Here is a 14,023-nt window from a genome sequence, read left to right on the forward strand (position 1 = left end):
CATTATAAAAATTCGACATAATCAAAGGTTTGGTAATGGTTAATAAATGGTTATATGTTTATGTCAATCTATTCACTTCATCAAAAGCCAAATAAAGTTCAAGTTGTTCATCGGTTAATATAACCAATATTTGTTTTTCTTTGTTATTGTTTATTCTAAAGATAGGCTTTCCATTTCTACCATCATTGTTTAGTGAATCTATGATTTCAAAGCCAAGGAAATTTAAGTTATTAATAATTTTTTGGCGAATTACCGATGAATGTTCGCCAACACCTGCGGTAAAAATCAACGCATCACAACCTTGCATGCTAATCATAAGACTGGCGATTTGTTTGGCAGTATGGGTGACAAAAAATTCAATGGCAAATTTAGCATGTTCGTCATTGCTTTCAAGCAAATCTCGCACGTCATTGCTAATTTCAGACAAGCCCAACAAGCCTGATTCTTTATACAAGCACTGGTTCATTTGGTCAAGTGTCCACCCTTGCTCGACCATGTACAAAATTACCCCTGCATCTAGATGTCCGACACGAGTTCCCATCGGTACGCCATCCAGCCCACTAAAGCCAAAGGTGCTATCTTGGCTTTTGCCATGATGGATGGCGGTGATACTACAACCACTGCCAAGGTGGGCGACAATCAGACGTTTATCAGCAATTTCAGGTTCGTAGGTTTGTAGTTTTCGCATGATGGCTTGATAGGATAAGCCATGAAATCCATACGACCGCACGCCCTTATCTCGCAAATATTTGGGTAAGGCGTACTGCGACCATAGCTCTGGGCGACCGTGATGAAAGGCGGTGTCAAAGGCAGCGATATGAATTAGACTCTCATCCAAGGCGTGTAGGGCATTGACCACGGATAGGGCGGGCGGTTGGTGCAGTGGGCAAATCGGCGATAGCTCGACCAATTTTGCCATCACGGTATCATCAATGATGACGGCTTGATGGTAGCTATTACCGCCATGTACCACACGATGGACGCAGACGATTTGACGCTCTGGAAACGCTTGTCTTAGCTCACTAAACAGACTGGTGGCGGTGTCGGTCAAGTCGTCTTTGGGTTGCCAATTTGCCAAACGTTGGGGCATGGCGTGCCAAATGGCTTCTTTGGTTTTGAGGTTAATATTGACATCAAACAGGGCTTTGCGTTCCAGTGCAGGAATTTGGCTGTCACGACCGCTGTCATAGCCTGCTATTTTGATGGTGGCAGAGCCGACATTAAAGGTTAGTACAATGGGGTTGTTAAAAATTGGATTTGACGGCATGGGGTTTCCTTATTGTTATGGTTATATTCTGATAGCGAGCAAGAAGTAAGTTTAGACAATCGTAAGGTGCGTTATACGCACCCTTAAAAAAGCTGATTCTCGCTAAATGGTGCGTAAGACGCACCTTACATTTTATTGTTTGGTTTGTTGAGCGACTAACGCCCCTAACGCAATCGAGTATAGACGGTCAAGTTCGGCATCTGAGCGACTGGTCAATACGATTGGCACTTTTGACCCCATGACAATCCCTGCGGCTTTGGCATTACCTAAATAAATCAATTGTTTACCAAGCATATTACCTGCTTCAAGGTCTGGGACAAGTAGAATGTCAACATCACCTGTGACAGGTGAGTGAATGTGTTTGATATCAGCAGAATGTTGGCTGATGGCGTTGTCAAATGCCAAAGGACCGTCCAAAATTGCCCCAGTGATTTGTCCACGGTCTGCCATTTTGCACAAGGCGGCGGCATCAATGGTCGAAATCATTTGTGGTTTGACTTCTTCTACCGCTGATAAAATCGCCACTTTGGGTGTTTCAATGCCAATGGCATGGGCAAAATCAATGGCATTTTGTAAAATATCTTTTTTGGTCAATAAGTCAGGCACGACATTTAACGCACAGTCGGTTAAGGTCAATAATTTATGATAAGTGGGGCTTTCCATCAGCCAAACATGGCTCATACGGCGACCTGTGCGTAAATTTTGGCTTTTATCCACCAACACGCCCATCAATTCATCGGTATGCACTGAGCCTTTGATGATAAAATCCGCTTGTTTTTCACGCACCAGTTTGGCAGATATTTCTACGGCTTCATGGCTATGAGCAGTTTCTATCAGTTGATAGCGACTGATGTCTAGCTTGGCTTCATCAGCGGCCGCTTGGATTTTGTCTTTGCGTCCGACCAAAATGGGGGTGATGATTTTATGTTGCTCGGCTTCGATACAAGATTGTAAAATAATATCGGTGGTCGGCTGTACCACCACGGCAGGGACGGGCTGGGTGAAATAGTTATTGTCTAAAAGTTGTGATAGTTTTGTTAGCATAAAGTCACCTTGCTTATTGTTGGTATAAAATTGTTGTGTTAGCTTAACTATAAGAAATAGGAATGACGAAAAGAGTTTTAATTACTTGTCACCCCTGTGTATGCAGGGGTCTAGCGTCTTTATTCAGCAAGATAAATTTAAAATTTGCGTAACTCCTAAGAAAATCATTATCAAAAAAATTGATGACATACTGATGAAATCTGCCTATTTTACTGCTTATCGCTTACGATACATGACATCAAAAATCGCTCGCCCTTCGTCTATCCCTCGTTTTTCAAACTTTGTCAACGGACGAAAATCTGGGCGAGGTAAAAATTGCCCCACGCCCTCGGCATTTTTACCGACCACATTGTCAAAGCCTGTTAGCGAATCCATCACCTCAATCATCCAATGGGCGTAATGTTCCCAGTCAGTTGCTGAGTGGAAAATCCCACCTTTTACCAACACACGCTCGACCACTGCCATGCGTTCTGCGGTGACAAAACGGCGTTTATAATGACGCTTTTTTTGCCAAGGATCTGGGAAATATAACTGCACCGTGTCGATATGTTCAGGCGGTAATTGCTTCATCAGTTCAATCGCATCACCACTAATCAGCTTGAGATTGCTCAAGCCTTGCTCACCTGCCATAAATGCACAGTTGCCTAAGCCCGCTTCATGTACCTCAATACCGACAAAGTTACGATTGGGTTCGGCGGTTGCCATTTCGACCAAACTTGTCCCCATGCCAAAGCCAATTTCTAAGGTCAATGGCTGATTGGGATTGGCAAAAAGCTGACGTAAATTATCAATGCCGTCAATGTCCATCGCCTGTAACTGGGGCAAAGTCTGAACATAATACTGGCGATAGTCCGCTCCCAGTCCAATTTCGGCTTTTTTGCCCATGTGGGTTTTGCGTTTCATAAAGGTTTGGATGGTGCGTAGTGAAACGTTTGCTTTATCCGTGTTAAAACTAGCTTCTAGGGTTTGGTTTGGCATGGGGATATCAGTCGTCATCATTTGCAAAAAAACTATAAGGTTATGGTAAAATGGGGCTATTATAAGCGAAAATCGTTTTGGGTTAAACGTGGAAAATTGACCGAATGTTATTTATCGAAGAAACCTCACCGCCCCCATTTTGGCAAGACCAACTGACCGACAAACAACGGCTAATGTACGACAAAGCCTATATTGGTAATCGCTCACAAGCCTATTACCTCAAGCGATTTGCCCAGTTTGACAAGGCGGGCAAGCTGTCGGCTAAGTGGCATTGGTCGGGGTTTTTTATGACATTTGCGTGGTTACTGTACCGCAAACGCTACCTTGATAGCATTGTGTATTCGGTGGCAGGTTGGTCGTTTATCCAAGTCAATGTCACGATTTTGTTGGTTGTGCTTGAGTACCTTGTGGTGGGGAATTTGCCAGAGGCGTGGCGATTGCCGATACGTTTTGGGCTGGCAGGCATGGTTTGGCTATTTTGGGCGTATATGGTGGCACGCTGGACGGATGCCTATTATTATCGTATGGCTCGCCGAGAGATAGCCGATGCGATTGAAATGTACCCAAAAGATGAAGAAAAACAACTGGCTCATATCCGTCAGCATGGTGGTGTTAGTTTGGTAGGGATGGGACTAGCATTTGGATTTTTTGCGTTTGTGTTGATGGTGATACAGGTGCAGTTTTTACCGATTTATGCCAAGCAAAAAGCCAATGAAACCTTATTTGAGGTGTATGATATTGTTGAAAATGCCCAAAAGCGAGTCGAGGTGATTTATCAAATGACAGGGCAATGTCCTGTGAATACGCCTCTCACTACCGATAATCAAAAGGTACGCCTTACGGTGTTGACACAGGCAGAAGGAATGCCAAATACCAGTCCGTGTATGGTACAAGCAACGGTGCAGGGGGTGAGTTTTCCGAATCGCTGGCTCAATGGACAGAAGTTGACCATGTATCGAGTGGATGGGGCAAAAGGTGAGGGGAGTTGGGGCTGTATTACGTCACTCAATCGCAAACAAACCCCAAAACAATGTATGGTGGCGGAGCGGTGAGTTAGCGGTTGGTAATGGATATAAATAGTTGCTGATTGGTTAATATTCTGATAAATCTAAGTTGTTTAAAAGCCCGATTAAATCCTTATTAAAATAACATATAGAGGAAACGCATGAAAAGTTTAGTAATTGGAATAATAGCTTGTATCTTGATAGTGCCTTTTAGCCATTCAGAAACGCATACAAAAACAGTGGCAGGCTACAATTTTGATAACTATAAAGTTGATGTGTATCAGGGTAAAAAAGCTCCAATCAAATTTGATAAGGCTTCAAAGGTTTTTAGAACCCAAATCTCTAACGATTATGCTTTGGCAAAAGATAATTTTGGAGGGCATTACACGGTTGCTATGTGGGGCTGTGGTTCGGATTGCATTAGTGCAGTGATGGTCGATAGAAAAACAGGGGCGGTATTTTATTTTCCTGTGGGGGATTTCTATTATGGTTGCTCTCTTGACGAAAATGAAGATTATTATGATAGCAGTATTTTATTCAAGCAAGATAGCCGTCTATTGATAACCACGAGTTGTCAAAATTACGAAGATGAAAAAGTTGCTAAACAAACCAAAACTTACCATATCAAGATTTGGAATGAAAAAACCAAACAATTTGAGAAGCGTGCTGATGTAGAAAAGGTAAAATTTTATTAAGCTGTTTTCTAAGCTATTAAGCTTAATTTTTGTAGTCACCACTCAATAAAAATTGGCGTACCAACTTTTACTAAAGTGTTGACATTTCATATTGCTATATAAGTAACATGCAACTCAAAGCTGATAACCATCATAAGTCATTATCAGCTTTTTGCAAGTTATAACGATAAGCTATTAAACCCAGCCTTTTTCACGGAATGACTTTAATACGGTGACGAAAACGCTCATTTCTTCTGGCGTACCAAGCGTTAAGCGATTCCAACCTGTAATTGGTAAAAATTCACGACCGACCCATACATGGTTTTCTTTCATACGAGCTTGATAGGTTTTGACATCGCCTTTGATTTTGTGAAAAATAAAATTACCGTTTGATGGCACATACGCCAATCCCAGTTCATCCAAGGCTTTTTGTACGATTTGGCGTGAGCGTAAATTGCTTGCGACAATATATTCTTTGAACTGTGTATCTTTGATGGATGCCAAACCTGCCACTGCTCCTGCCAAGTTGGTATTGTCAAATGACATAAAGGCTTCGGTAAGCTCAATCAATCCTTTTGAACCGATAGCAAAGCCCACTCGCATCCCTGCCAACGCATACAGTTTTGAGAAAGTACGGGTGACTAACACATTCTCATTACCTTGTTTAATCAAATCAAGCCCAGAGGCAAAATTTTTGTCCGCTACATAATCAGCATACGCTTCATCAAGCAAGAAATATTGGTGTTTTGGGGCTTGTTGAATCAGGCTAAATAGTGAATTTTTTGGTGTAATGGTCGCCGTTGGGTTGTTTGGATTACATAAGTAAAATAAACTGATACCGTCAAACTGATTGGCGATTTGTTGCATTTTAGCAAGGTCAAAACTAAAATCTGTTGGATTAAGTGGCACTTTTACCACAGTCGCATTTAACGATTCAGCATAAAGCTGTGCATAGTTAAAAGTAGGGTCTGGCACAATCAACTGGAATTTTTTGCCCTCTTTTAAGGCTTTGGTGTAGATGGCTTGTACGAAAGCTTGAATATTCTCTGATGAACCATTACCCAATGACACTTGCTTGCTATCGACTTGATAGACTTTAGCAATCTCATCAATTAGGCTAGCACGTTGGTCATCTGGGTAGCGAAAACCGATGTCTAACTGCTCTATCACGGCTTTTTTCGCTGATGGCGACATACCCAGTGAGTTTTCATTAAAGTTAAGTAATAGACGGTTTTTATCGGATAGTATAGGCAATTTTTTTAGGCTGTTAGCAGGTATCGCTGTGGTAGTTTTGGCATGAGCGGTGGCAGTAGATAATACGGTGCTCGCTCCAGCAATTTTGAGAAAATCACGACGGTTAAACATAAAACCCTCCTATGGGTGTGGTAGCAAGTGAAACATGATTGCATTAACTGATAAATAGGTGAAACCTTTGCACAATTCTTTCATTATGTAATGGTTAGGTGATTATCTATCTTTCCATAGTTTTTACCAACATACAAGATGTTTACCAATGATTACGCATAAAAAAAGCCGAGCAATCGCCCGACTTCTTTTGCTAAGATAACAGTTACTTTATCAACTACTTCATCAACAACGCATTAATCCGCTTTAGATACCCTGCTGGGTCTTCAAGCTGACCGCCTTCTGCCAATAACGCTTGGTCAAAAATCACTTGGGCAAGGTCATCAAACTCACTCGAATTTTCCAATTTTTGAATCAACGGATGGTTCGGATTAACCTCAAGAATTGGTTTGGTTTCTGGCACGGCTTGCCCCATTTGCTTAAGAATTTGTACCATTTGAGGCGATAGCTCACCGTCAGCGGTGACTAGCAACGCAGGGCTATCGACCAGACGGTTTGACACACGCACATCTTTGGCACGATTTGACAATACGCCTTTGAGTTTATCGACCACAGGTTTCATCGCTTCGCTGGCTTTTTCGGCTTCGGCTTTTTCTGCTTCATCGGTCAAATCACCCAAATCTACCGCACCTTTGGCGATATTTTGTAGTGGCGTACCGTCAAATTCAAACAAGAAATTCATCGCCCATTCATCGACACGGCTAGTCATCAAGATGACTTCAATGCCTTTTTTCTTAAACACTTCCAGTTGTGGGCTAGATTTGGCACTCGCTAGGCTGTCGGCAGTCAAGTAATAGATGGCTTTTTGACCGTCTTTCATGCGGGCTTTATAGTCGTCAAAACTGGTCGCCACGTTGTCATCGGTGGTGGTGGCATAACGCAATAATTTGGCGATTTTCTCTTGATTGCTTTGGTCTTCACCCAAGCCTTCTTTGATAACATCGCCAAATTCGGCATAGAATGCCTTATATTTGTCTTGTTTTTCTTGCTCATCACTATTTGCCAAACTTGCCAACATGGTCAACACACGGCGAGCGTTACCGTCACGAATGGCTTTGACATCACGGCTTTCTTGCAAAATCTCACGGCTGACGTTCAAAGGTAAATCCGCAGTATCAATCACGCCTTTGACAAAACGCAAGTACATCGGCAATAGTTGCTCGGCATCATCCATGATAAACACACGTTTGACGTACAATTTTAGACCGTGTTTTTGCTCACGTTGGTATAGGTCAAACGGGGCTTTTTTCGGGATGTATAAAAGCTGGGTGTATTGCAAACGCCCTTCGACACGGTTATGCGACCATGTGAGTGGGTCATCGTAATCGTAGCTTAGGTTTTTATAAAATTCGTTATATTCGTCATCGCTAATGTCGCTAGATGAACGAGTCCACAAGGCATTGGCTTGGTTGATGGTTTCCCACTCATCACTCACCACCATTTCGCCTTTGGCAGTTTCGCCTGCTTCTTTCTGCTCATCTGTCAGTTCTTCTTCTTGCCACACTTCTTTACGCATCTGAATTGGCAAGCTGATGTGGTCAGAGTATTTATTGACTAAGGTTTTGATTTTATGGCGGTCAAGGTAGTCGGTTTGGTCGTCTTTAACGTGCAGAATCACAGTCGTGCCACGTTCGGCTTTGTCGATGGTTTCGGTGGTAAATTCGCCTGTGCCGTCCGATACCCAACGCACGCCCTGTGAGCTTGGTTCGCCTGCTTTACGGCTTTCCACGGTGATTTTATCCGCTACGATAAAGCCAGAATAAAAGCCCACGCCAAATTGACCGATTAAATTGCCGTCTTGTTTTTGGGCATCGGATAGTTTTTCCAAGAACGCTTTTGTGCCAGATTTAGCAATCGTGCCGAGATGTTCGACCGCATCGGCTTCGTTCATACCGATACCGTTGTCGATAAATTTGATGGTTTTAGCTTCTTTATCAATGTCAATGCGAATGCGTAATTCGCTGTCACCCTCAAATAGGGTATCGTTTTGGTTACCCTCAAAACGCAATTTGTCGCAAGCGTCCGAGGCGTTTGACACCAATTCACGCACGAAAATATCGGCGTTTGAATACAATGAGTGAGTGACGAGGTGAAGCAGTTGTGATACTTCCGCTTCAAAGCTGTGTTTTTTAAGTTCAGGTGTTGTCTGAGTCATTCTTTTTCCTTAAAATTTAACAATAACCAATCATAAAAAAAGGTTAACCCTATATCAGTTAACACTGTCTTTTTATTATGGTTAATGTTAACCTTTTTCAAGCTAAGGAAGAATTTTTTCTCCACCTAACTAATAACAACATGGAGCGGATATGAGTGATTTAAGTGAAGATGAGTTATTGTTCAGTGATGATTTGGATGAGGATGCACTTGAAAAGCTATTGGCAGAAATGGTGGATGAACCGCCTACTGATACGGTCAGTGATGATGCACCACAAATAAAGCCCCAAACAGAGCTGGCGATTGAGCATGAAGCCCCACAGCGATTGACCGATGAGCATTTGGAGCAATTACTCCATAAAGCGAAAGCCGTACTAAATACCGTGAGTTCAGAGCCAAACAATGATGAAGAAGTGGTAACATCCCCAATAGTCGATGCGGTTTTGGCAAATCCGCCAACAACGGATATCAGCGATGATGAAACCCAACCATTAGCCTCATTAAGCGTTGAGCAACATCCTACTTTCACTAATTCGGTGATGGCTGATTCACCGATGATAGCAACGCATAAGGCATTCGATAAAAAACTTACCATGACAACAGATGATATCAAAGTAGCAACCCAAGGAAGTCAAAGCATGAATCAACAACCAGTGAATCAAGAAGCTAATACGATTAAACAACAAATTGCCATACTACAAAGCCAAATCCATGAAATGACAGGGCAGTTTTTTTCGGCAAATGAGGCATCAGCCAAATTAATTAGCCAAGTGCGTGAATTGCAACTGGCGAATCCAACTGATTTTGTGATGACCTATGAGCAAACCCAAGAGCTACGCACCAAGCTTGTCACCGCTCGTAAGCAGTTTTTGGAGTTGACGAGTTTGCTTGATTTGGTGGAAGAAGCATTAGAAAGCGAATCTTATACCAAGCTCACTCGTCCTAATTAATATAGGACTTACGCATAAGACACTGGATTCCTGCATTCGCAGGATGAGAGCCGTTAAAGCAAAACACTGTTTTGCAGGCTTGCAAGACGAGGGCTATGTCCGAAGTAACGAACATTTAATAACTCGTCACCCCTGTGAATACAGGGGTCTAGCGTCTTTATTCAGAGAAATTAAGTTATAATTTGCGTAAGTCCTATAATAATCTTAGGCGTATTTAACCAAATCGTAGGTTGGGTAGAGCTTGCGATACCCAACAATTTCAATGGTTTATGTTGGGTGTCATTCTTCCACCCAACCTACAAATGGCATTTTTGCGTAAGTCCTAAATCTATAAGTACCAAAAAAAATTAAATACCAATATTATGATTTATTGATTTGCTATTAATTGGTGCAATCCATCACAATAAGCATCGTCATTAATTATTTCTCCACGTATTTTATACCAGTTTGGTTTTGCCTGAATTTTTTCAACCAATCGCTCAATATTCACCGCTAAATCCGTGTTACTGGGTGAAAAATCTTGATAAAAATGTTCATCAATGATGTGCCGAAAATCGACAATATCATCCTTTAACGTGACCTTAAACCCTCGTTGAATAACTTCATCACGTAACGCAAAATAGCGTTGTTCAATAAAACCCAATTTATCATAAAAAAACAGCACATGACCTGTCTGCATACGGTAGGTCGGTGGGATTTTTGCCAAAATTTTAGCTTGCGGATATTTGTCACAGGCTTGCTTAACCAATGCAAATAGCCGAGTAATCTCTCGATACTCGGCAAATAAATGTTGGTCGGTCAGCAAAGTTGGCTCAATAAGATTAATACGAGTCATTTTCGGAAGCCATAATTCAAGCAGGATTTTTTAGGGATTTTGGTAAGCTAAAAGTCACATTTTCTTCAATGCCTGATAATTCCACAGGCTTATCACCACCCCATGTTTGTAAGGTATCAAGCACTTCTTGAATCAGCACTTCAGGGGCAGATGCACCTGCGGTCACGCCCACAGTTTGCACACCATCAAACCAAGCTTTTTGCATTTGACTGGCATTGTCAATCAAAAATGCCTTTGCCCCCAATCGTTCTGCCAATTCTCGTAAACGGTTGGAATTAGAAGAATTAGGCGAGCCGATGACTAGCACGATTTCACATTGTTCTGCCAAATCTTTGACCGCATCTTGGCGGTTTTGAGTGGCGTAGCAAATATCGTCTTTGCGTGGGGCATGAATTTTGGGAAATTTTTCCTTTAACGCATCAATCACCCCGGCGGTGTCGTCCATCGATAGGGTAGTTTGGGTGACGAATGCCAGCTCGCTATCTCGTGGCAAATCCAATTGCTCTACATCACTCACGTCTTCAATGAGATGAATGCGTCCGCCAAACTCTGGGTTAAAACGCCCCATCGTGCCTTCAACCTCTGGATGTCCTGCATGACCAATCAAAATCGCATCCATGCCTGTTTTGGCGAATTTATTCACTTCAATATGGACTTTGGTGACAAGCGGACAAGTGGCGTCAAATACCGTCAAATCACGGCGTTCAGCCTCGTCTTCCACCGCCTTTGACACACCATGAGCCGAAAAAATCACAATCGCCCCATCGGGCACTTCGTCCAATTCTTCGACAAACACCGCACCACGCCGTGCCAAGTCTTCGACCACGAATTTGTTATGTACGACTTCATGACGGACGTAAATCGGTGGGGTAAAGCGTTCTAGGCAGACATTGACGATTTCGATGGCACGGTCAACGCCTGCACAAAAACCACGTGGATTGGCGAGTAAAATTTGCATAATCTTTTCCAAGCATATTTAAAATAATACAATTTTACCTAAGTTAGGCACTAATAACCATTTTTAAATGGTGAAAAATTGATGGAAAAAATCGTAAATTCATCATCAAACCTTGTTACAATAGATGATTAATTTTTCCCTTTTAGATAATTTAGGAATTTCTATGACCAAAGGCTCACTTTTTATTGTCACCGCTGCCAGTGGCACAGGCAAAACTTCATTGGTCAAACAATTAGTCGCCACGACCAATGATTTGGCAGTAAGCATTTCTCATGCCACACGCACCCCTCGTCCGGGGGAGGTTGACGGACAGCATTATCATTTTGTTAGCCGTGACCATTTTAATGAGATGATAAAAAATGGCGAATTTTTGGAATTTGCCGAAGTATTTGATAATTGTTATGGTACATCGCAACAGTCAGTGGAATTTATGCTGAATAATGGCTTGGATGTGATTCTCGAAATCGACTGGCAAGGGGCGTTACAAGTCCAAAAATTGCGTCCAGATGCCACGATGATTTTTATTTTACCGCCAGACCGTCAGTCACTTCGTCAACGTTTGTCTAACCGTGGACAAGACAGCGAGCAAGTGATTGAAAAACGCTTGGCAGGCTCGGTACATGAAATGTCGCAATATTTGCATTTTGATTATGTGGTGATTAATGACAATTTTGATGTGGCATTGGCTGAACTCAAAGCCATTATCATCGCTAATCGTTTGACCCTTACCAAACAACAAGAACGACATCACAATAGAATTTTGCAATTATTGACGGAATAAGTTTTATTCAGACCTTATGCAAAAGACACTGGATTCCTGCATTCGCAGGAATGACGAAGGTTTTTAATTATTCGTCACCCCTGTGGATACAGGGGTCTAGCGTCTTTGTTTAATAAAATGAATTCATAATTTGCGTAAGCTCTAATTATAAAAACACCGCAAAAATCCTTTCCCTTAACCACCGATGCAATGGGTCATCATGCTGTGAGGCGTGCCAATAGCCATGTAACGCAATACTTGGCAAGGCAAACGGTAAAGCTGAAACCTGCCAATCCGCCGTTTTGGGAATAAAGGCGTGAGCAAGCTGACTGGGCAGGGTCAACAGTAGTGGACTTTCTTTTAATAATTGGCAAGCGGTAGCGTAATGCTGACAGCGTAAAGTCACCTTGCGTTGCCGACCTGCTTGCGACAATAGCCTATCTTCCAAACTATCCCCCAATCGCCGTGATGACACGGTGATATGCGACTGAGCAAAATAGGTCGTAGCGTCCAGTACAGGGTTAAACCTGTCAAACTGTTTTTGGTCAAACGCTCTTTGCTCAAACTGGGGCTGATAATACGCCACCACAAAATCATCATGTAGTAGCGGTTGGTGATGAATGTCTTTATCCACCGCCCTTGCCACATCAATCGCAAAATCCAACGTACCATTTTTGAGTTCTTGCCCCAGTGCTTGGCGTTTTAGACGGCTACTGGTGAGCTGGCAGTGGGGGAGTTCGCTATTGAGTTTGGCAAAAATCTTAGCAAATACAATCAGTTCAATCTCATCCTGCATGGCGATGGTAAGTTTGCCAAAGGTTTGTTTGGCGAGGCTGGTGAGTTGCTCATCGGTCATGGATTCGTTGATGGCAAAGGCGTTTTCGAGTTGAGTAAAGGCGTGTTGAACGGTGGGATACAGGCGTTTGGCGTAGGCGGTGGGGTGGAGTTGCCCTTGTTCTCGATAAAATAATTCATCATCGAGGGCGGTACGCAGGCGGTTGAGGGCGTGGCTGATGGCGGATTGGCTAAGGTGTAGTTCTTGGGCGGTGTGGGTGAGATTTCGGCTGTGGTAAATATGCAAAAATAGCCTAAGTAAATTTAGGTCGAGTTGGGATAGTGGGGTTTTACTTTGAGCATTTTTTGAGGTGTTTGACATGATAATAGAATATTTGTTTGGTAGTGTGTTATAGTTTGGATTGCGATTGATTTGAGAAGTTTAGGGGAATTTTATGCTAAAGTCATTGGGTAAATTTGCTATTTTAGTTGTGATATTGGGTTTGTGTGGCTGTGATAGGCAAAATCAATCGGAGCAACATAAGCAAGTAGCTGATTATTTACCATTTTTGAAAAGTCAGTGCAGTGGTTTGCATAAGGTGACGGATGTTGATGATTTGGTTCAGCAGATGTATGCTAATATTGATTCGACTTGTTTGTTTGATATGCCTGCTAGTGAGCTTGAAAAAGTTTGGGGCTTAAAAGTTTTCGATTGGCAACTTTTTAAAAAAAGAACTACAGAAATAGATAAAAAAAAGTTCGATGAGTTTTTACAAGCACGAAATAAACATAATAAAGAAGGAAAAGGAATTTATGTTGAGATAGATGACAAAGATGAGAAAAGAAGATTACGTATAGTAACAACAGAGTCTTATAGTAGAGAAAATAACAATGGTTGGGGTGGTAGTTTGGGTCAAGGTAACTTTCCTCAAAAATTGCCACAGCCTAAAGTTATTAGTTTAGCGTCAATGGGAATTGCCTCGCCAACTGCCTCAACTGAACACCCAGAATATAATATCATACATTATTTTGGCAAATATGCCCCTAGAGCCAACTATTTATGGATGAATTCAGGAAAGGATAAACAAAAACCAGTCTTTATAATAACAACAGGAGTAGATAGCAAACCTGTCAATCCAACGTTATACAGGACAATCAACTCAACAGCTTTTGCAGACTATATTAATAACTGAAGTTACGCAGTCTTCAACAGCTTTAATTCGGCAAAAGCCGACTGAGAAGCTGAGAGTAATAACCGAT

13 protein-coding genes are annotated in these 14,023 nt (G+C 42.1%); 5 read left to right on the forward strand and 8 right to left on the reverse strand.

The window, feature by feature from the left end; translation table 11 throughout:
* Positions 1-58: 58 nt before the first annotated feature.
* From ACK1U4_RS10515 to trmB, 3 genes are all read right to left on the reverse strand, one after another.
* Positions 59-1,267, reverse strand: a complete 1,209-nt coding sequence (locus ACK1U4_RS10515; RefSeq protein WP_419401645.1) for an acetate/propionate family kinase — start codon at positions 1,265-1,267, stop codon at positions 59-61.
* A gap of 132 nt (positions 1,268-1,399) precedes the next feature.
* The gene (locus tag ACK1U4_RS10520) at positions 1,400-2,311 is read right to left on the reverse strand and encodes a bifunctional enoyl-CoA hydratase/phosphate acetyltransferase (RefSeq protein ID WP_419401646.1); all 912 of its coding nucleotides are present in this window, start codon (positions 2,309-2,311) and stop codon (positions 1,400-1,402) included.
* A 216-nt stretch (positions 2,312-2,527) separates the two neighbouring features.
* The gene (gene trmB / locus ACK1U4_RS10525) at positions 2,528-3,289 is read right to left on the reverse strand and encodes a tRNA (guanosine(46)-N7)-methyltransferase TrmB (protein ID WP_419401647.1); all 762 of its coding nucleotides are present in this window, start codon (positions 3,287-3,289) and stop codon (positions 2,528-2,530) included.
* 104 nt (positions 3,290-3,393) lie between these two features.
* Between trmB and ACK1U4_RS10530 the strand changes: the two genes are divergently transcribed.
* Together ACK1U4_RS10530 and ACK1U4_RS10535 are read left to right on the forward strand one after the other, a co-directional pair.
* Positions 3,394-4,341: a DUF2628 domain-containing protein gene (locus ACK1U4_RS10530; protein ID WP_419401648.1), complete on the forward strand. Its 948-nt coding sequence runs from the start codon at positions 3,394-3,396 to the stop codon at positions 4,339-4,341.
* Positions 4,342-4,454: 113 nt separating this feature from the next.
* Complete coding sequence (locus ACK1U4_RS10535; RefSeq protein ID WP_419401649.1) at positions 4,455-4,988, forward strand: hypothetical protein; 534 nt, start codon at positions 4,455-4,457, stop codon at positions 4,986-4,988.
* Positions 4,989-5,162: 174 nt separating this feature from the next.
* On the opposite strand, the gene ACK1U4_RS10540 is transcribed toward ACK1U4_RS10535, so the two are convergent.
* Positions 5,163-6,332, reverse strand: a complete 1,170-nt coding sequence (locus tag ACK1U4_RS10540; protein ID WP_419401650.1) for a pyridoxal phosphate-dependent aminotransferase — start codon at positions 6,330-6,332, stop codon at positions 5,163-5,165.
* Between the two features lie 217 nt (positions 6,333-6,549).
* Positions 6,550-8,487 (reverse strand): molecular chaperone HtpG, encoded by a 1,938-nt coding sequence (htpG, locus tag ACK1U4_RS10545; protein WP_419401651.1) that lies wholly within the window; start codon positions 8,485-8,487, stop codon positions 6,550-6,552.
* A 151-nt stretch (positions 8,488-8,638) separates the two neighbouring features.
* On the opposite strand from htpG, the gene ACK1U4_RS10550 reads away from it, so the two are divergent.
* Positions 8,639-9,436, forward strand: coding sequence for a hypothetical protein (locus tag ACK1U4_RS10550; protein WP_419401652.1), 798 nt, complete (start codon positions 8,639-8,641; stop codon positions 9,434-9,436).
* A 367-nt stretch (positions 9,437-9,803) separates the two neighbouring features.
* On the opposite strand, the gene ACK1U4_RS10555 is transcribed toward ACK1U4_RS10550, so the two are convergent.
* Entirely contained in the window at positions 9,804-10,271 is a 468-nt protein-coding gene (locus ACK1U4_RS10555; RefSeq protein WP_419401653.1) for a pyrimidine dimer DNA glycosylase/endonuclease V, read from the reverse strand.
* A 16-nt stretch (positions 10,272-10,287) separates the two neighbouring features.
* On the reverse strand, positions 10,288-11,229 hold the full coding sequence (ispH, locus tag ACK1U4_RS10560; protein ID WP_419401654.1) for a 4-hydroxy-3-methylbut-2-enyl diphosphate reductase: 942 nt from the start codon (positions 11,227-11,229) through the stop codon (positions 10,288-10,290).
* A gap of 163 nt (positions 11,230-11,392) precedes the next feature.
* On the opposite strand from ispH, the gene gmk reads away from it, so the two are divergent.
* On the forward strand, positions 11,393-12,010 hold the full coding sequence (gene gmk / locus ACK1U4_RS10565) for a guanylate kinase (protein ID WP_419401655.1): 618 nt from the start codon (positions 11,393-11,395) through the stop codon (positions 12,008-12,010).
* Between the two features lie 145 nt (positions 12,011-12,155).
* On the opposite strand, the gene ACK1U4_RS10570 is transcribed toward gmk, so the two are convergent.
* On the reverse strand, positions 12,156-13,145 hold the full coding sequence (locus ACK1U4_RS10570) for a LysR family transcriptional regulator (protein WP_419401656.1): 990 nt from the start codon (positions 13,143-13,145) through the stop codon (positions 12,156-12,158).
* A 73-nt stretch (positions 13,146-13,218) separates the two neighbouring features.
* Here ACK1U4_RS10570 and ACK1U4_RS10575 point away from each other — a divergent pair, with 73 nt between their 5' ends.
* On the forward strand, positions 13,219-13,956 hold the full coding sequence (locus tag ACK1U4_RS10575) for a hypothetical protein (RefSeq protein WP_419401657.1): 738 nt from the start codon (positions 13,219-13,221) through the stop codon (positions 13,954-13,956).
* Positions 13,957-14,023 lie beyond the last annotated feature (67 nt).

It is taken from the genome of Moraxella sp. TY6, from assembly GCF_048551375.1.
Classification (GTDB): Bacteria; Pseudomonadota; Gammaproteobacteria; order Pseudomonadales; family Moraxellaceae; genus Faucicola.